The 18252-nt window shown below is 42.5% G+C and carries 17 protein-coding genes; 12 read left to right on the top strand and 5 right to left on the bottom strand.

Features of this window, described 5'->3' with window-relative positions; translation table 11 throughout:
• Nucleotides 1-101: 101 nt before the first annotated feature.
• The gene (locus M5J74_RS12605; RefSeq protein ID WP_250016863.1) at nt 102-704 is read right to left on the bottom strand and encodes a LysE family translocator; all 603 of its coding nucleotides are present in this window, start codon (nt 702-704) and stop codon (nt 102-104) included.
• A gap of 71 nt (nt 705-775) precedes the next feature.
• On the opposite strand from M5J74_RS12605, the gene M5J74_RS12600 reads away from it, so the two are divergent.
• Nucleotides 776-913: a hypothetical protein gene (locus M5J74_RS12600; RefSeq protein ID WP_250016861.1), complete on the top strand. Its 138-nt coding sequence runs from the start codon at nt 776-778 to the stop codon at nt 911-913.
• A gap of 156 nt (nt 914-1069) precedes the next feature.
• Nucleotides 1070-1546: a hypothetical protein gene (locus M5J74_RS12595; RefSeq protein WP_106169110.1), complete on the top strand. Its 477-nt coding sequence runs from the start codon at nt 1070-1072 to the stop codon at nt 1544-1546.
• A 76-nt stretch (nt 1547-1622) separates the two neighbouring features.
• Here M5J74_RS12595 and M5J74_RS12590 read toward each other — a convergent pair whose 3' ends face one another.
• Nucleotides 1623-2516, bottom strand: a complete 894-nt coding sequence (locus M5J74_RS12590) for an SGNH/GDSL hydrolase family protein (RefSeq protein ID WP_250016860.1) — start codon at nt 2514-2516, stop codon at nt 1623-1625.
• Between the two features lie 135 nt (nt 2517-2651).
• Here M5J74_RS12590 and M5J74_RS12585 point away from each other — a divergent pair, with 135 nt between their 5' ends.
• From M5J74_RS12585 to M5J74_RS12560, 6 genes are all read left to right on the top strand, one after another.
• Nucleotides 2652-4541 carry a tetratricopeptide repeat protein gene (locus M5J74_RS12585; protein ID WP_250016859.1) on the top strand — a complete coding sequence of 630 codons (1890 nt, stop codon included), beginning with the start codon at nt 2652-2654 and terminating at the stop codon, nt 4539-4541.
• Between the two features lie 27 nt (nt 4542-4568).
• Complete coding sequence (locus M5J74_RS12580) at nt 4569-5471, top strand: glycine betaine ABC transporter substrate-binding protein (RefSeq protein WP_250016858.1); 903 nt, start codon at nt 4569-4571, stop codon at nt 5469-5471.
• A 17-nt stretch (nt 5472-5488) separates the two neighbouring features.
• Nucleotides 5489-6232, top strand: coding sequence for a phytochelatin synthase family protein (locus M5J74_RS12575; protein WP_106217695.1), 744 nt, complete (start codon nt 5489-5491; stop codon nt 6230-6232).
• Between the two features lie 360 nt (nt 6233-6592).
• Nucleotides 6593-7357 (top strand): alpha/beta fold hydrolase, encoded by a 765-nt coding sequence (locus M5J74_RS12570; RefSeq protein ID WP_250016857.1) that lies wholly within the window; start codon nt 6593-6595, stop codon nt 7355-7357.
• A 5-nt stretch (nt 7358-7362) separates the two neighbouring features.
• Nucleotides 7363-7953 (top strand): TetR/AcrR family transcriptional regulator, encoded by a 591-nt coding sequence (locus M5J74_RS12565; protein ID WP_250016856.1) that lies wholly within the window; start codon nt 7363-7365, stop codon nt 7951-7953.
• Between the two features lie 6 nt (nt 7954-7959).
• Nucleotides 7960-8505 carry a 5-formyltetrahydrofolate cyclo-ligase gene (locus M5J74_RS12560; protein ID WP_106217693.1) on the top strand — a complete coding sequence of 182 codons (546 nt, stop codon included), beginning with the start codon at nt 7960-7962 and terminating at the stop codon, nt 8503-8505.
• 89 nt (nt 8506-8594) lie between these two features.
• Here the strand turns inward: M5J74_RS12560 and M5J74_RS12555 are convergent, their stop codons facing one another.
• Nucleotides 8595-9050: a rhodanese-like domain-containing protein gene (locus tag M5J74_RS12555; RefSeq protein WP_106217692.1), complete on the bottom strand. Its 456-nt coding sequence runs from the start codon at nt 9048-9050 to the stop codon at nt 8595-8597.
• A gap of 167 nt (nt 9051-9217) precedes the next feature.
• Between M5J74_RS12555 and M5J74_RS12550 the strand changes: the two genes are divergently transcribed.
• From M5J74_RS12550 to M5J74_RS12540, 3 genes are all read left to right on the top strand, one after another.
• Nucleotides 9218-9535, top strand: coding sequence for a hypothetical protein (locus M5J74_RS12550; RefSeq protein ID WP_106217691.1), 318 nt, complete (start codon nt 9218-9220; stop codon nt 9533-9535).
• A 6-nt stretch (nt 9536-9541) separates the two neighbouring features.
• Nucleotides 9542-11062, top strand: coding sequence for a bifunctional UDP-sugar hydrolase/5'-nucleotidase (locus M5J74_RS12545; protein ID WP_250016855.1), 1521 nt, complete (start codon nt 9542-9544; stop codon nt 11060-11062).
• An 86-nt stretch (nt 11063-11148) separates the two neighbouring features.
• Complete coding sequence (locus M5J74_RS12540; protein ID WP_250016854.1) at nt 11149-13218, top strand: S9 family peptidase; 2070 nt, start codon at nt 11149-11151, stop codon at nt 13216-13218.
• 134 nt (nt 13219-13352) lie between these two features.
• On the opposite strand, the gene M5J74_RS12535 is transcribed toward M5J74_RS12540, so the two are convergent.
• Together M5J74_RS12535 and M5J74_RS12530 are read right to left on the bottom strand one after the other, a co-directional pair.
• Nucleotides 13353-14717: an NAD(P)/FAD-dependent oxidoreductase gene (locus M5J74_RS12535; protein WP_250016852.1), complete on the bottom strand. Its 1365-nt coding sequence runs from the start codon at nt 14715-14717 to the stop codon at nt 13353-13355.
• Nucleotides 14718-15752: 1035 nt separating this feature from the next.
• A complete protein-coding gene (locus tag M5J74_RS12530; RefSeq protein WP_015154426.1) occupies nt 15753-16886 on the bottom strand; it encodes a cob(I)yrinic acid a,c-diamide adenosyltransferase in 1134 nt (377 codons plus the stop codon).
• A 354-nt stretch (nt 16887-17240) separates the two neighbouring features.
• Between M5J74_RS12530 and M5J74_RS12525 the strand changes: the two genes are divergently transcribed.
• On the top strand, nt 17241-18020 hold the full coding sequence (locus M5J74_RS12525) for an ABC transporter permease (protein ID WP_250016851.1): 780 nt from the start codon (nt 17241-17243) through the stop codon (nt 18018-18020).
• Nucleotides 18021-18252: the final 232 nt, after the last annotated feature.

The following is an 18252-nucleotide window of genomic DNA, read 5'->3' as shown; positions in this document are numbered from 1 at the left end:
AAAATTTACAAAAATGATTTTGTGTCGCGCAAAGGCGCATACGCGCAGCGTTCTCGTAGAGTAGACGCAAAGAAGAAGGACACGAAGGGATTTTGCGTGTGTCACAAATTTAGCAATGCGACGATCCCAAATGCTACGATGACGATACCTGAGAGGCGATTAACCCATTTCAAATTCAGCTTTGTCTTTGCTAGCGTGACGGTAGTACTCAATAGCAGCCACCACAGTGCAGAACCACAAAAAACTCCAACTACTAGGAGGATTGCTGACAGGTAGTTTTGTTTGATGCTGGCTAAGCCTAATCCAGAAAAAATAGCTGCAAAAGCTAAGATTGTAGCGGGATTTGTCAGTGTTAGCATCCATGTTGACGTATAAACTTCAGTAAGAGTGTTGCCTCTGGTGGATGCCGCAGTTTCAGATGGAATGCTGATAAATGTTTTGACTCCCAAGTAGCAAAGGAAAGCACCGCCAACTAACCGCAGCCAAAACTGTTGTTCGATTAAGAAGTTAGTGACGAAGGTAAGTCCAAATGCAGCCACACAACCATACATTGCATCTGCTGTTGCTGCGCCTAAACCAGCTACAAATCCATGTAGCCAACCGAATGCAAGTGACTGGCGGATGCAGAGGATACCAATTGGTCCTACAGGTGCGGCGATCGCCAAACCAATTGATAGTCCCCGTAGTAGTAAGCTAATTTCCATAAGATTACTCAGTCGTAAATCGTAAATCGTAAGTTGTAAGAAAGAATTAACTAGTCGCCGATCGCTGATAATTGACCCATCTCGAAAGGCTAATCGAGCAACTTAGTCACTACGGACAAACAACAACCTCAATCGTGCTTTCTTCACCAATTAAAAGAGTAGGGAGCAGGGAGCAGGAACGAGCTGGGAGCAGAGGCGCAGAGGGGTAGAGGAGCAACTACCAACTACCAACTACCAATTACCAAATGACAAATTAATACCCATGTACTATGACAGTTGACTTTTACCGTAAAATAAAGCATGTAACGCGATCGCGCTTGTTACAAAAGTGTAGCTGCGTAACTCTTCTTGCATATAATTAGGTTATGGCAAAATATACTCTCCCCCAAGCTCCAGAAGTTGTCTTAAATGTCTCTGGTAAAGATTCAGCCAAAGCTCGCGATAAAGCGATGGATCGGCTGATGGAACTAATCGATGCTGGGGAACTACCCACCGATTTAGCGGAGGGATTTAGTTCGCAGCAATTGATTGAAGTCAAAGAACAGCCGATGGATTATCTCAGTAGCGATGAGGATGCAATTACCCAAGCCGTACAGATACTTAATAACTTAGCTACCTTAAAGCTGAAGGTACAAGAATCTCGCACGGAGGCGTTGGAAATTCGTAAAGCGGTTGACGTGCTATTTACCGATAAATCTGTTAGCGATGAAGAAATCGCCCGATTAAAGGAAGGATTTAAAGTCTTGAAAACTTTTGCTCAAGCAAATGTCCGCTATCAGGAAGCAAAAGCTAAAGCAGAAGAAGCGCGAAAAGTGCTAGACGAAGCTTTAAAATCTAGCTGAAGTTTTCAGATGTTGCGCGAATAGAGTTTGCAGAACTACACAGACGGAACCTGTTGAAACAGGTTAATACTTGTTTTCAATTGGCATAAGCAGACTGAGTTTGTGTAGTTGCAGATTTTAACCTGTTAGCAACTGTTTTTGCTAGCAATTTATGGGCAGCAGTAGAGGGATGGATATCATCCCAAAATAAATATTTATCTGGGTTGGGACAAACCATATATTGGTTAAGTTCACCATTTAAACAGGTATTCATAACATTGAGAAAGCCAAATTTAGTTGGCTCGTTCATAACTCGATTAAATAGATCGTTGACATCATAATAAATAATATTGGATTCAGATTTAAGCTGTTGCTGTAAGTTTTTCAAAGCATTAGCTAGTTGAGAGTTATGCTTGTGAGTTAGTTGGCTCAGTACTTCAGATTGTTGCGTGTTGCGCGTTCCTGGTAGTTTACCTAAATCTGGCAAATTAACCACTAAAATGTTTTTTGCGCCAATTTGAACCAGTGATTTGACAGCTTCAACTGAATTATTGACTGGTCGATCTGTGTCATTTCCACCTCCCAAATAATCATTTGCTCCAACCCAGATTATATATAAAGCATTATTAGAGGTAGAGGAATGACTAGCTCGATAGCGAGCGATTTGTGCTAGCAATCCTAGTGGAACTTGCTGTGAATTGCCTGTGGTAGCGCCACCGTAAGCGAAATTAGTATCGGGATTAGCGTTTAATTTCAATTGTTGAGCGAGATATTCCGTCCAAACTAAACCATCTGCATATCTGCCGCGAAAATAAGGTGGACTGGGTGGAAATTGTCCTTGGGAAGCTTTAAACACATTTCCAGGATCGGAAAGGCTATCGCCAAAAACATAAATTTGGGCGACATTTTGCGTTCGAGCCGCATTAGATAATTGAAATAGAGCGGCAGCGATCGCACTTATCGTAGCGATTAATACAATTTTTCGGAACATAGGAGTGAGGAGTGAGGGGTGAGGAGCAGGAGCGAGGAGTGAGGGGTTAGGGGTTAGGATAATGATAACGATCGGTAACTCCCAACAACTACCAATTACCAACTACCAATTACCAACTACCCGCTACTAACAATCATGTCCGATTCTCTATCTCATTCCAATTCTCCGACGCTGCGCGATCGCTACTTGGCGTTGATAGATCAGATCGTACAAATTACCCTGAAAGGGCAAATTCGTTCTAAAGAGCAAGTTTATCAAATGCTAGCGCAACAAGTCGTTCCCGGTACGGCAGAGATTTTCGAGCGCTGTTTGGACGAACGCACGATGGAGATCGAACATGAGATCGAGACGGTAAAGGATGAATTAAAGCAAGCGAAAGCGACTCGTTCCCAAAGAGCGATCAAAACGATCGCTAGCGAATGGGAACGCGCCGCCGCTCAAAATCGAGCCGCTAGCGCGATCGCTAAAGCAGCGGAACAGATCGCCGCTTCCGAACCAGCCTACTTACTTGCCGATTTATTACAAGTTATCGATCCAAATCAAAAGCAAGCACTGACGATCGCCCAACTCAAACAATTAGCTGCGGCTTTAAAACAACAAGCAACTGAAATCGAGTCAGAAATGGCGACGGAGGTGCAACAAGTTGCGATGGGAATCGATCGCGGCTTGCAGTCTTGGCAGCATTTAGAAGGATATTTAGTTAGCTGGGTATACGATGGGGGGCAAAGCGCGATCGGATTTGAGAACGTACCAGGACAACGCGGACCTTGGGCGCTGTGGGCAAAACAGGTTAATAGTCCGATTCCACAAGCATTATTTCAAACTCTGGCTCTAGAGCGATCGCTATTAGAATGGACGACTCAGCAATATTTCCATCTCGATGATTGGGTGGAAATGGCGCTGATTTTGCAGTTTTTGCAACGGGGACTCGTTGGGTGGACGGAACAGCGAATTTATGATGCCAAGCTGGGGTCAAGTCTAGCAATTTCTTGTTTTCTCACGTTTGCAGCAGTTTGGGGTGAGTTAGCGAATGGCTTCATGCAAGCAACTAGCCTCAATTCCAGCCATCGCGAACGGCTAGCGGATGGTTGTTTTCAGATTGCACTACAAATTTTACGCGCCTTTGCTCAAAAGCAATACTTTCCCCTCTACGGTGGTGTTTTTGCTTCGTTCAATGGCGGACACCTACAATCTGCCCTCGACTATTTAGATTTACCTTTACGACAAGTCGAAGGAACTCAGGAAAAAGCGCGAATTTTGACACTTTTAGGTTATTCGCAGCAGGCTGTGGGCAATTATCACCAAGCAACCCAGTTTTACGATCGCGCTTTGGAAATTGCCCGTGCTGCGGAGGATGTACCTTGTGAAATTGCCGATTTAAATCATCTCAGCCGAATTTGCGTGGCTAAGAAACAGTATGCAGAGGCAATTGATTACAGCCAGCGGGCGCTACTTCTCAGCCGCCAAGTGGGAGACAAATTAGGTGAGGCGAATGCTTTAGCAAATTTGGGTTACAGTGAGGTGTATTCGGCTCAGGCTATAGAAAGATCGGAACCAGAAGTTTATGAAATGGCGATCGGTTATTTACAACAAGGATTGAAGCTATCTCAACAGTTAAATGACAGACAAAGCTTGTCATTATGTTGCAGTAGCCTTGGTGCAGCGCATTTAGTTTTATCTCAACCCCAAGCGGCGATCGAGTATCTTCAATCTGGATTTCAAGCCGCTCAAGCTTCCGGCGATTTGTATCTTCAAGGACTCAACTTAGTTAACTTAGCAGAAGCATATTATGGCTTACAACAGACAGAAAAAGCGATTTATGTTGGTTGTATAGGTATGTATATGTTAGAGCGTATTGCTTCTCCTGAGTGGCGACAAGCAGCAGGTTTGTTGACTATACTACAAGGGCAAATGGGACAGGATGCTTTTCAAAAAGTATTGGCACAATATCGACCGCAATTTATGACGGCGATCGGTGTAGATGGGTACGATTACATTCCGCAATTATTAGCAAATTACCGTTAATCTTATCAAGAACAAATATTATGAAACATGAAAAAATTTATTCTTTTGTGTTTAATCACTGTGAGTTTGGTGTTGGCGATCGCCAGTTGCAATCCTAACACTTCTGAGGGTAACGGTGAGATTGTCGTTGCTTCCAAAAATTTTACTGAACAAAATATTTTAGGCGAACTATTAGCGCAACAAATTGAATCTGCAACTGGACTAAAAGTCGCTCGTCGTCTAGATTTAGGAGGAACGTTTGTTTGCCATCAAGCAATGCTCGCCGGACAAGTTGATGCTTATATCGAATATACGGGAACGGCATTTACAACTATTTTAAAACAAAAGCCAATTAGCGATCCAAATGCTGTTTATCAGCAGGTAAAATCTGGCTACGAGCAGTTTCAATTAGAAGTTACCCCAGCTTTAGGATTTGAAAATACTTTTGCCATGATTATTCGCGGCGAAGATGCACGCAAGTACAATCTTCGCACTCTCTCGCAAGCTACCCAATATGCACCCCAGTGGCAAGCTGGCTTCGGCTATGAATTTATCAGCCGCGAGGATGGATTTCCAGGATTAGCAAAGACCTACGATCTGAAGTTAAATAAACCACCTCGCGTGATGGATTTGGGGTTAATTTATCGGGCAATAATTGATAAACAAGTAGATCTAGTTGCAGGGAACTCTACCGATGCGCAAATCGCCCGTTTAGATTTAACGATTCTGCAAGATGATAAGGGTTACTTTCCCCCCTATGAAGCAACTCCCATCGTGCGACAGGCAACTTTGAAAAAGTATCCCAAACTACGTCCGGCGATCGCGCAACTAGGTGGAAAAATTAATGAAGAGGAAATGCGCAATTTAAATTATCAAGTTGAAGGGGAATTTCGCGATATTAAAGAAGTCGTGCGTGAATTTTTAACTGCGAAAGGTTTAGGCAAACTGTAATGGCTATCTTCTGACAAATGACAATTAAAATTAGGACAATTACGCCCTTAATCAAACTCGGCGCGATCGCATTGTTCGTGGCTGGCGATAGCGTATTGACGCAGACACTACCCTTACCTAATAATTTAATCTCCTTCAACTCCGAAACGGGAGAACAATTATTACTACAAAGTAAAGCGCGGGAAGATTTTTGGGATTTAAGTACGCAGTACGTTACCCAAAATACTCAATCATATTGTGGGGTTGCCAGTATAGTAATGGTATTAAATGCCCTCTCAATTCCCGCTCCCATTGCTCCTGAATATACACCTTATCGAGTATTTACCCAGGCAAACTTTTTTAATAACGCATCAACTAAAAAAGTTCTTGCACCTGAAGTTGTTGCCCGTCAAGGTATGACTTTAGAACAGTTAGGTCAACTACTCGCTAGCTATGGTGTAGAAGCTAAAGTTTATCATAGTACTAATACTAATCTAGAGCAGTTTCGTCAGCTCGTAATACAGAATTTACGCCAAGAAAATAACTTTGTTTTAGCTAATTACTTACGTCGCAAAATTGGACAAGAAAGAGGCGGACATATTTCTCCTCTCGCCGCCTATAACCAACAAACAGATCGATTTTTAATTCTCGATGTTTCTCGCTATAAATATCCTCCAGTATGGGTAAAAGCAACGGATTTGTGGCAAGCGATGGATACAGAAGATCGGGTTTCAGGTAAGACGCGGGGATTTGTGTTGGTGAGTCAGAAAGTTAAAAGTTAAAAGTCAAAAGTCAAAACGTTTGAAGCGATCGCAGGTAACTAAAGAAGTCGAAAGTCAAAAATGCAAAGTCAAAATATTTGAACTGATAACTGATATAGCGATTCCCATCTAAATGCAATATATCTGTAGGGGCGTACAGCTGTGCGCCCCTACAAATACGTATACCTCATTCAATTGAGTAATTGCCATAACTGATAATTGTTGGATGCAATCCTGCGATAGAGGGCGATCGCTATGTGCGAATATTACCGACTTCGTTTTATATTGACTGATTGTTCAGTCTAAAGTAAGCTAGTAGTATCGCAACAATAAGCAAAAACAGCGCTCTCATCTGCCAGCACGGAGGCATAGGAGGTCAAAATGGATTTGCATTACGAAATTCAAGGAAAGGGCGATCCGGTCGTCCTGCTGCATAGTGGCGGAGTCGATTCGCGTGACTGGCAGTTTATCGCCCCACAGTTGACTCAAACTCATCAAGTCATTACTTACGACCAACGCGGTACTGGCAAGTCATCGCCACGGCTCGAACCTGTAAATCATGTTGAGGATTTCAGACGGCTATTAGACTCTTTGGAAATCGACAAAGCAGTTTTAGTAGGTCATTCGATTGGCGGACAAATTGCCACCGATTTTACTCTAGACAATCCAGAACGAGTCACCAAACTCGTGCTTGTCGCTCCTGGTTTGACGGGTTTTCAATTCTCACCAGAATTCGATCGGTATGTCCAAGCAATTTGGGCAGCAGTTCCAGATGTAGAGAAAATGCTCGAAGTGACTTTGAACTCTCCAGTGTATGCCGTCCATGTTGTCATGAACAGCCCGCAGCGCGATCGCTTTTACCAAATAAAACATCACAATGTTTTAAGAGCGTTTGAATGGGAAAACTTCGACCAAGTTTGGACACAACCACCCGCGATCGAACGGCTAAATGAGCTAAAATCCAAAACGCTATTCATCATCGGTACTCAAGAGAGTGAAGACTGCTACCGCATCGCTGAATTTTTCAAACGAGTTCCCGACATTCGCTTTGCTCAAATTGAAGGCGCAGACCATATACCCACGCTGACACATCCGCAAGAGGTGTATCGTCTCATCACTCAATTCCTGAGCGAGTCACAATATTAATATTAATGCCACGCACTCCAACAGAAAACGAACGCATCCGTCGCGCCACCACAGAACAGATTCTTAAAACAGCCATGACTCTGTTCTGTGAGAAGGGCTACTATTCTACGTCAATTGATGATGTTGCCAAGCAAGCTCAGATCTCAAAAGGGCTGCTCTATCACTACTTCAAAGGCAAAGAAGATTTGCTAGCGGCGCTAGTCGATCTCCGAATCAACGATGTTTTAGTGGTGATGAATGCGGCTGTAGCCAAAACAACCCCTGCCGAACAAATTCAGCATATTGTTGAAGGTGCGCTCGAAGATGTCAGCCGTCAACCGGAAGTCTTCCGATTTTACCTAAATTTATTTACCCAACCGCGCCTCGATCCAGTGGTAGCAAAATATAGCCAGAAGTTAATGGACGAGCAAGCAAGGCAATTTGAAATTCAGACGGAAATGTTTGTCCAGCTTGGAGTCGCAGAACCACGACAGCGATCGCTTTATTTTTCTTCAACGCTCCAAGGTATTATGCTAATGTTTTCGACCTATCCCAATAGCTTTCCATTAGAAAAACTTAAGGCTGAAGCGATCGCGGAGTTTTGTAATCATGGATAAATAGTCATGGATAAAGTAGAGTTGAGGCGATCGCTACTTCAAAAACGTAAATCTTTATCTCAGCAAGAATGGCGCGAAAAAAGCGATCGAATTGTCTCCCATCTGCTCGCTTCACCCTTATTTACCCCAGGCAAAACCATTCTGGCTTATTTCAGTTGTCGTCAAGAACCCGATCTAAATTCCTTATTTCACCATAATCATTACAACTGGGGCTTACCGCGCTGTGTCGGCGAAAATTTAGCTTGGCACATCTGGAAACCTGGGGATGAAATTCAAGTTGGCGCGTATGGGATTTGCGAACCCCTCTCCACAGCCCCCACCATATCACCCTCAGCAGTCGATTTAATCCTCGTTCCAGCAGTTGCTTGTGACTATCGCGGCTATCGCTTAGGCTACGGTGGCGGTTACTACGATCGCCTCCTATCTTCTCCTGAGTGGCGATCGAAACCTACCATCGGGATCGTATTTGAATTTGCCTATCTACCCCAACTTCCCACAGATCCTTGGGATATTCCGTTACATGCTGTCTGTACTGAAAAAGGACTAGGATAAGAAGTCAAAAGTCAAAAGTCAAAAGTCAAAACTATACGTCTTGCTACTTGCCTCTCACCAATTACCAATTACCAATTACCAACTACCCATTACCACTCACTACGATATTTAGCCTTTAACAATCTGCCCCAATTCGCATTGTAAGGATGAACTCGAACGGTGGGGCGATCGCCTTGAAAGACTGGGTTGCCTTCATTTACCCATTGAAATATGCTGCCTTCGAGGTTGTAAACATTTGTAAATCCTGACAGTTCGAGTTGCTGGGCAATTCTGGCGCTGCGATAGCCTATAGAGCAATATACGACCACAGGTACATCTTTATCCACAGCAATATCCTCTAAGTTAGGATGATGCGGATCGATGCGCTGGGCTTGTGGAAGGTGGCTAACCTGATATTCTGCCTCAGTGCGGGCATCGAGTAAAAGCGGCTGCGGCTGAGTGCGATCGCGCAACCACCCTGCCAACTGTCGAGTCTTCAACCACTTCACAGTCGGAAACTTGCGTTGAATCCAGCGCTTAATAATGTCAAAAACGAGCGATCGCATTATCAGTTATCAGTATCCCCCTCAGCCCCCTTGTCTCCCTTGTCTCCCTTGTCTCCCTTGTCTCTCTTGTCTCCCTTGTCTCCCTCATATTGTTTCAAAAAGTTTAAAGTTACTAGAGTCTGGGGTGGTAACTGTTGTAATATTTGGCAACGCGATCGGGAGAACTAATGTTGGATTTACATGTCATGGCGGAGTTTTCGCGCACCCACTGCGTTAGTATCTGTGCCTTTTTGGTTCCAGCAACTTTAGTTGCGACTATGGCGACGATGATTTTCACGGCACTGCGCCACCCTCAAGCGCGGGTTTGGCAAGCAGCAGGAGTCGCTGGCTTTTTTGCCTTTATTATGATCCTGCACGTCGCAACTTGGCTATCAATTGGGGTGGTGATGGCTCCTACATACATCCTACTAGGACTTGCTAGCAGCTGTTTGCTTACCAATTTGGTGATGATTGTGTTACAAAGACGCTTGGCGTTAAATATGTAACCGAAGATGAAATCGTTCTCTGTCGCGTGGGGTTTGGTGCTGCAAGTTGTAGCTTTATGTATCGCTAGCCCTGCGTTGGCTGAGGTTGTAGAGATTACTTTGCTACATCTGAACGATGTTTATGAAATCGCCCCAGTGGAAGGGGGAAAACGAGGTGGATTAGCGCGAGTTGCAACTTTGCGACAAGAATTACTGAGCCGAAATCCTCGTACCTACATCGTACTAGCTGGAGACGCTTTTAGCCCCTCGGCTTTGGGGACTGCGAAGGTGAATGGTAAACCTTTGGCTGGTCAACAAATGGTAGCGGTGATGAATGCTGTTGGTTTCGACTACGCTACCTTTGGGAACCATGAATTCGATTTAGCCAAATCCGAGTTTTTACAACGCCTAAAAGAATCTCAATTTAAGTGGATATCTAGTAATGTCAGGGATAATCGAGGTAAATCTTTCCCTGGTGTAGCAGAATCGCAAATATTAAATGTAAAAAGCGAGCGCGGTACAATCATTAGAGTCGGTCTAATTGGATTGACGATAGATAGTAATAAACAAAAGTATGTCAGCTATGCCGAGCCAATTCAAGCAGCGCGGACTCAAGTTGCAGCACTTAAAGGTCAAGTCGATCTTATTATTGCTTTAACTCATTTAAACCTGGCTCAAGACCAAAAACTCGCCGCAGAAGTTCCAGAAATCGATTTGATTTTAGGGGGACACGAACATGAAAATATTCAACAATGGCGGGGAGAAGATTTTACACCTTTATTTAAAGCCGACGCAAATGCGCGTAGCGTTTATATTCATAATTTGCGTTATGATACCGAGACAAAAAAACTAGTTGTAGATTCTCAATTACAGTCAGTTACAGAGGCAATTCCTGAAGATCCTCGCGTGGCGAAAGTAGTCAACGCATGGATAGAAAAAGCCTATCAGGGATTTAGGGCAGAGGGCTTTGCTCCAGAAGAGGCGATCGCAACTACAAATATTGCTTTAGATGGTTTAGAATCTAGCGTCCGCAATCGCGCCACTAATCTGACGGCATTAATCGCTCAAGCTATGTTGCGAGAGGTTTATCAAGCAGATTTAGCTATATTTAATAGTGGGTCAATTCGGATTGACGATTTCATTCCCCCAGGAAGAATTACTCAATACGATATTATTCGAGTTCTCCCATTTGGAGGTAAAGTCTTAGCTGTAGAAATGAAGGGAAGTTTGTTAGAAAAAGTATTAGAACAAGGACAAGCTAACAGAGGAACGGGAGGCTTCTTACAAACAGCAAATGTGAGTAAAAAAGCTGATATTGGTACTTGGATGGTGAATGGCGAACCCCTTGAAAAAGACAAGAGCTACCGCGTAGCAATTAATGATTTTTTGATGAGCGGTCAAGAACAAGGGCTAGAATTTTTGAATTTTAAGCAAAAAGATGTCAAGTTAATTTATCAAATGCGCGATTTACGTTTCGTGGCGATCGATCGGCTCAAAGATACTTTCGCTGATTCCGTCTTAAAGCGATACAAAAGTCCTTCTTTTTAAAGAGTATCTCAAAGTCCTCCTTTTCAAAGGAGATTTATCAAATCATCTTTAGTACCAAAAATCACAAATTTCAACAATTACAAATTATGAGTCAGGATCGTCTTCCACAAAACAAGTTAACTCCACCCATTGCTGCAAAAAAGCCGCAGTCGCTGATTTTACATAACGACGAACGAGTAGATAACTATTATTGGCTCAGAGAAAAGGAAAATTCTGAAGTTATTGCTTATCTGGAAGCAGAAAATTTTTATACTCAAACAATGATGCAGCATACGGAAGTTCTGCAAGAAAAACTGTATAAAGAGATGTTGGATCGCATTCAGGAAACCGATCTATCTGTTCCTTATCGCAAAGATGAATATTATTATTATTCTCGTACCGAAGCAGGAAAGGCATATCCAATTTATTGTCGCAAAAAAGGTGGTCTGGATGCTGCTGAAGAAATTTTGCTAGATCAAAATCAACTTGCAGAAGGACACGAGTTTTTCAATATTGGTGTGTTGCAAGTCAGTCCCAATCATCAGCTATTAGCTTACTCAGTTGATACCAGTGGTGCTGAAAGATACACAATGTATTTTTTAGATTTAAACACATCACAACTTTACGAGCAAAGCATAGAAGATACTTACTATTCTTTTGCTTGGGGAAATGATAACCGTACAGTTTTTTACACTAAAGTCGATGATGCTAACCGTCCGTTTCAACTTTGGCGACATTCATTAGATGTACCGATCGCTGAAGATATTTTAGTTTATGAAGAAACTGACGAAGCCTTCCATTTATCTGTAGGGAAAACGCGCTCTCAAGCTTATATCCTACTAGAATTAGGCAGCATGATTACCTCGGAAGTGCATTATCTAGCAGCAAATAATCCTACAGGTGATTTTCAACTCATCCATCCGCGTACAGATGGGATGGAGTATGATATCGAGCATCACAGCGATAATTTTTATATTACAACTAATGACGAGGCAATCAATTTTAAATTGATGAAAGCTCCCGTTAGCTCCCCAACAAAAGAGAATTGGGAAACGGTAATTCCCCATCGAGAAGATGTATTTTTATTGGGTGTGAGTGCTTTTAGCAACCATTTAGTCATTTACGAACGCCAAAGAGGATTGCCAACGGTACGAGTCCAAAAATTCGCTACGGGGGAGGAATATGAAATGACTTTCCCCGAACCAACTTATGCCGTTTATGAAGGGAATAATCCAGAATTTAATACCAAGACTTTACGCTTCAATTACACTTCTTTAATTACTCCTAATTCCGTGTTCGATTTTGATATGGAAACTCAACAACGGGAGTTGAAAAAAGAAACCCCAGTGCTAGGAGGCTACGATCGCACTCTATATCAAAGTGAATGGCTGATGGCAACAGCGGAAGATGGCGTGCAAGTACCAATTTCAATTGTTTATAAAAAGGGAATCCAAAAAAATGGGGAAAATCCTTTGTTTTTAACTGGATATGGTTCTTACGGTTATTCCTATCCCGCTGCATTTTCTTCTAATCGCTTGTCGCTACTCGATCGCGGTGTAGTATTTGCGATCGCACACATTCGTGGTGGCAGCGAAATGGGTCGAAAATGGTATGAGAATGGTAAGTTTTTGCACAAGAAAAATACATTTACGGATTTTATTGCATGTGCGGAGTATTTGATTTCTCAAGGTTGGACGAATAGCGATCGCTTAGCTATTTCTGGTGGTAGTGCGGGTGGTTTATTAATGGGTGCAGTTGTAAATCTGCGTCCTGATTTATTTAAAGCAGTTATTGCTGACGTGCCGTTTGTCGATGTTGTGACAACTATCCTCGATACTTCTTTACCACTAACTACGATCGAGTGGGATGAATGGGGAAATCCCAACGACAAAGTTTATTACGATTACATCAAATCTTATTCTCCTTATGACAACGTGGAGGCGAAAGAGTATCCAGATTTACTAATTAATGCAGGTTTGAATGATTCTCGCGTGCAATATTGGGAACCAGCGAAATGGACGGCAAAGTTGAGAGAACTCAAAACAGATCGCAATGTTCTCTTACTCAAAACGAATATGGGTGCAGGACATGGAGGTGCGTCTGGGCGTTATGAAAGCTTGAAGGAAACGGCTTTTGATTATGCGTTTTTGTTAGATAGATTGGGGTTAGGCGATTAAATATCAAAAGAGTTTTGTTGTTGCGGATCGATGCCTTTCCTAGCTCCCCATCAACCGATTTGGTTAAGGGTAATAGAGGTTAGTTAATGGCGACGATAGAACCATTAACTAACGCTGAATTTAGGGAGAGACATTTATCCCAAAATAGCAGCAACAGCGGCTTCACCCGTCTCAATTGCTCCTTCCATATATCCCTGCCAATCAGCTATATGTTCCCCTGCAAAGTGAACGTGTTTAAACTTTCTTTGCAAAATAGGACGAATATTAAACCACTGATTTTTGCCGTAAAAAGCATAGCTTCCTCTTGCAAATTCATCATTTCCCCAATAATGATTGATCTGCTTTAAAGCATACTGTTCTGTATCGCCAAAAATTGGTTTTAACGCACTTTCAACTAACGCATTTCTCCCCGCATTGGATTGCCTAGCAAAAATATCAGCTTTATCACCAATCGTATAAGAGACTAATGCACCTTTGGTAGAAACTTGATTTTTAGTAGCGTGGTAGAAGTAATGAGCGGGTCCATCAGTGATCAGATCGAAGCTTTCATCCTGCCAAAATCTACGATTGTACAAAGTGGCATATTTATTGATCCGACTATATTGTAATGCGTCGATCGCCTCTAATTTATCTGCTGGTAAAACTGGATTCCAGCGAATATCTTTCATTACCGTTGTCGGCAAAGTACAAATAACTTTATCAGCAGCGAGTTTGTCTCCATTAGCACAAGTAATTATTACCGATCGCCCCGTTTGTTCAATTGCTACAACTTGACGATTGAGTAGAATCTTATCTCGTCCAATTTTCTCGGCTAAAGTTTTGGCTAGCTTACTATTACCTCCTTTAATTTTATAGTCCATATGATAGGTTTCTTGCGATTCAACATATTCATCTAAAGCAAGAAAAGCAGAAGCAAAACGAATACTTTCACCAAAATCTGTACTTTTAATTAATTCGATAAAGTCTAAGTCTTTATCTTTAATACCGTTGTCAACTAAATAACGCCACAAGTCAATCTTATCCAATTTCATCTTATTGGCTTCACTTAGATTTGAGTAAGCCTGTAGCAAATTATCTAATTTATTATTGCAAGCATCGGAAAAATCCCATTCATTTTGACGAAAATATTTACCTTGATATAACAAATGGGTATTGAACTGATTATTGTGCAATTCCAATCCTAATTCTTGACAAAGAGAAATGACTCGCTGATGAGAAGCACCAATCCACTCTGCACCCAGTTCCACTGCTAAATTTTCATTTTCATCAATCGTCTGAGAATAAACGCGCCCGCCCAGGCGAGAACGTGCTTCTAAAACAGTTAAATCGATACCTTTGTGAGATAAAAGATATCCTGCTGCGAGTCCTGATAACCCAGCACCAATAATGATAACTTTTGGTTTGTAATTAATTGGAAATAAACTAAAAACTTTGGCGGCTGCTACAGCTTGAATTGGAGTAATAATTGCTTGTTCGATGAAGTTTCTGCGGGTCAGCATAACTTTTCATCTTATGGTAAATGGTAATTGGTCAATCATTTATCAGTAGCTTGTAGGGCATCGCCAACTACAAACTAAAACTGATTGAGACACCAGAACTAGTCGTGTGGGCAGCGCCCACTACGAACTAAAACTGATTCAAACACCCGATATTTTCAGGCTTAACTCAAGTCCGAAAAAATAGGCGCAATAAATATTTATGTCTGTGCAGATTTCACCATATAGCAATCCTATTTGATTCATGAGCGGAGCAGGCTTCTAGCCTGCCGCAGGCTGGAAGCCTACTTTACCAATCATTTAGAACTGCTATATAAGAATATGGCACTACTAAACCCTTATAACTGCGTTCCAAAAGAAAACTAGCAGTTACCAGAAGAGAAGCTGAAATCGACGAGAAAAGATTTAAAACCTACGTTCAGTGCCAGCTATAACTTTAGACAGAAATACTCTAAATTTGTTCGCTGCGATCGCGGCAACTGAAGCAACAGCTACTATCGTCACTAGTTATCAGTCACTCATGACTAATGACCAATTATAGCCATCAGAGTAAATCCTATAAAGCGTTTCAGAAAAAATAGCTATATATCAGGTATTCCTGCTTGATAATACATAAAACTTGCCTTGTTTTTGTGCTTTGCAGCTAAAGGCTAGGAAATTCGCGCAATTTTTAGATAACCTGCCAATAATGACTCAGTTTACCTTTAGCTTGTTTTGTCGCTTTCAGTTCTTAAGTCATAATATTTTCTTGCGATTAGCAATAATAACAGTATAGCATTTAGGTTGTTTAGTCAACACTAAACAACTCGTAAAAATAGAAAATTGCTACGAGAGCTAGCGCTCAAACTAAGTTACAGCAGTACTTTCAACTGAATAAACTACTTTTTTTTCCTAGTAAAAATATCAGTAAACATCATCAAATAACCGCCAATTAGGATCGCGATCGCAATGCCACCAGTAATCAGATCTAATGTTTGAGTGTTTTCCATGAATTTTTATGGGTATTTTGTAGAGGCTTAGCACTTAACGTCTCTACAATTAAAAATCAACGCCGCTTTTGAGTTCTACTCCACTATTAGCATAGTGCTTGTGACAGTATACCTCGGAGTGAACTTCAGCCAAGTCGAAATAAGCGGGGGGATTGTGACAGCGCCCAGTGATGATAATCTCCGTGTCGCGGGGCTTGCGCAGTAGCGCTTGCATAATTGGCTCAATTGGCAACAATTCTAAATCTACAGTCGGGTTCAGCTCGTCGAGGATAATAGTTTTGTACAAACCAGAAGCGATCGCCACTCTAGCAATTTCCCAACCCCGTTCGGCTTCTACATAGTCGAGTTCTTGCTGTTGTCCGCGCCAGACGATCGCATCGCGTCCGCAGCGCTGATGGTCAACCAAATTCGGATAAGTTTGTTGTAAAGCCGCGATCGCGGCATCCTCAGTGTAACCGCTACCACCTTTGAGCCACTGCATAATCAGAACGCGGTGGGAATTATCCTGACTAATTCCTCTGCCAATCGCTTGCAGTGCCTTACCAAGGGCGCTGGTAGACTTACCTTTACCCGCCCCCGTATAGATTTCAATTCCAGCAATTCCCTGCATCTCAGCTGTAGGGTGATGGTGCGGGCGCATTTCTGAATGTAAATCGGCAATATCTAGTAGTTTCTGGGGCGCACCGCGTCCGGTGGCGATAATTTCGATTTCTTCTAGCTTGGAGGAGAGAACGCTGACCACTTCGTCCACAGGTAGCAAACCTAAATCTAACACCGGATTGAGTTCGTCTAAAACAATCACGGAATATAAACCAGAAGCGATCGCCCCTTTCGCAATATCCCAACCCCGCTGCGCCTCTAGGCGATCGAAACGAGTAATTTCATCAGGACCAAAAAATTCGGCTCGTCCCGTCCGTACTTGGTCGATTAAATGAGGAAAACCTTGTTGTAGAGCCTTAATTGCCCCATCTTCATCGTAAGCTCGTCCTGGTCCCTTAAGAAACCGCAGCAGCAAGACGCGGGTATCATTGCGGCTGTGAATTCCCAAGCCAATCGAGCGCAAAACCACGCCTAAAGCCGCTTGAGACTTACCTTTGCCCGCGCCATCGTAAACGTGAATCTGACCGACAACCCGCTGCGATCGCACCTGCGCCGTTTTTATTCCGATACCGTTCCTACTCACAGTCGTCCCCTCTTGGCGTGCCGTCTTAGATTGTAATTGTAACTGAAGCTTCTATCCTCTGGGCATTAGCAATTACAACAGTTAAAACAGTAAAGGAGTGGCTAGTGACTGGTGACTAGTGACTAGTAATTAAATCTTTTCTAGCCACCAACCACAATCAAGGAGTGGCTAGTGACTGGTGACTAATCTTTTCTAGCCACTAGCCACCAACCACAATCAAGGAGTGGCTAGTGACTGGTGACTAATCTTTTCTAGCCACTAGCCACCAACCACAATCAAGGAGTGGCTAGTGACTGGTGACTAATCTTTTCTAGCCACTAGCCACTAGCCACTAGCCACTAAATAACTAACATTATGAATCCAACTAGGGTGTTTACAATTGGCTCGAATGTGTTTCGGGAAGTGGTGCGCGATCGCATTCTTTATATCATCGCTCTATATGCTTTGCTCTTGAGCGGGGCGGTAATGCTGATTCCTCAGATTGCAGGGGGGGCTGAGGATAAAATTATTCTGGATTTCGGTTTGGCGGCGATGAATGTTTTGGGTTTAATTGTCGCGGTGTTTGTCGGTACGGGATTGGTGAATAAAGAGATTGAAAAACGTACCGTGTTAGTTTTAATTGCTAAACCTATCAGTCATAGCGAGTTTATTACAGGTAAGCATTTAGGACTGGCAGCTGTTTTAGGTGCTTTGCTAATAGCCATGACAGCTATTTTTCTCGCTTTGCTACAATTAAATCAACTAGCTTATCCGTTAGGTAGCGTACTTTTAGCAGTAGTTTATTTATTTTTGCAGTTATCTTTAATAACTGCGATCGCGTTAGTTTTAGGAGTATTTACCAGTACAGTACTGGCTACCTTACTCTGTTTTGGTATTTATTTGATGGGAAATTTGAGTCAAGATTTATTAGAGTTTGGACGCTTGAGCAAAAATCCCGCGATCGAACAATTAGTGAGAAATTTATATCTTGTGTTACCCGATCTATCGCGACTAGATTTAAAAAATCAAGCTGTTTATGGTTTTTCTGCCTTACCCGATGCGATGACGCTAATAACTAATGCTATCTATGGTGTGGTTTATACAGTATTAATGTTGGCGATCGCGATTATTGTGTTCTCTCGTCGTGAGTTTTAGATGGAAAAGGCTTGCCACTCATTGCTAGCCACTAACACTAATTCTGTTTGTTATGGCAAAGATGCGATCTCCCCTATAGTAGTTCTAAATGATTTGTAAAGCAGGCTTCTAGCCTGCCGCAGGCTAGAAGCCTGCTCCACGTTCATGAATCAAATAGGATTGCTATAGCCCCCCTTAATGAGAGGGAAATAATGCTTTCCTTAGTGAGGGGAAAACAATAATTCTGTTTGTT

The organism is Chroococcidiopsis sp. CCNUC1 (assembly GCF_023546805.1).
GTDB lineage: Bacteria > Cyanobacteriota > Cyanobacteriia > Cyanobacteriales > Chroococcidiopsidaceae > Chroococcidiopsis > Chroococcidiopsis thermalis.
The sequence above is the reverse complement of the archived record's forward strand: the minus strand, read 5'-3'. Positions and strand labels throughout refer to the sequence as shown.

Excerpts from the sequence above, each read along its gene's own strand:
- M5J74_RS12605 (WP_250016863.1), bottom strand. The coding sequence starts at position 704 with ATGGAAATTAGCTTACTACTACGGGGACTATCAATTGGTTTGGCGATC.
- M5J74_RS12595 (WP_106169110.1), top strand. The coding sequence starts at position 1,070 with ATGGCAAAATATACTCTCCCCCAAGCTCCAGAAGTTGTCTTAAATGTC.
- M5J74_RS12590 (WP_250016860.1), bottom strand. The coding sequence starts at position 2,516 with ATGTTCCGAAAAATTGTATTAATCGCTACGATAAGTGCGATCGCTGCC.
- M5J74_RS12585 (WP_250016859.1), top strand. The coding sequence starts at position 2,652 with ATGTCCGATTCTCTATCTCATTCCAATTCTCCGACGCTGCGCGATCGC.
- M5J74_RS12580 (WP_250016858.1), top strand. The coding sequence starts at position 4,569 with ATGAAAAAATTTATTCTTTTGTGTTTAATCACTGTGAGTTTGGTGTTG.
- M5J74_RS12575 (WP_106217695.1), top strand. The coding sequence starts at position 5,489 with ATGACAATTAAAATTAGGACAATTACGCCCTTAATCAAACTCGGCGCG.
- M5J74_RS12570 (WP_250016857.1), top strand. The coding sequence starts at position 6,593 with ATGGATTTGCATTACGAAATTCAAGGAAAGGGCGATCCGGTCGTCCTG.
- M5J74_RS12565 (WP_250016856.1), top strand. The coding sequence starts at position 7,363 with ATGCCACGCACTCCAACAGAAAACGAACGCATCCGTCGCGCCACCACA.
- M5J74_RS12560 (WP_106217693.1), top strand. The coding sequence starts at position 7,960 with ATGGATAAAGTAGAGTTGAGGCGATCGCTACTTCAAAAACGTAAATCT.
- M5J74_RS12555 (WP_106217692.1), bottom strand. The coding sequence starts at position 9,050 with ATGCGATCGCTCGTTTTTGACATTATTAAGCGCTGGATTCAACGCAAG.
- M5J74_RS12550 (WP_106217691.1), top strand. The coding sequence starts at position 9,218 with ATGTTGGATTTACATGTCATGGCGGAGTTTTCGCGCACCCACTGCGTT.
- M5J74_RS12545 (WP_250016855.1), top strand. The coding sequence starts at position 9,542 with ATGAAATCGTTCTCTGTCGCGTGGGGTTTGGTGCTGCAAGTTGTAGCT.
- M5J74_RS12540 (WP_250016854.1), top strand. The coding sequence starts at position 11,149 with ATGAGTCAGGATCGTCTTCCACAAAACAAGTTAACTCCACCCATTGCT.
- M5J74_RS12535 (WP_250016852.1), bottom strand. The coding sequence starts at position 14,717 with ATGCTGACCCGCAGAAACTTCATCGAACAAGCAATTATTACTCCAATT.
- M5J74_RS12525 (WP_250016851.1), top strand. The coding sequence starts at position 17,241 with ATGAATCCAACTAGGGTGTTTACAATTGGCTCGAATGTGTTTCGGGAA.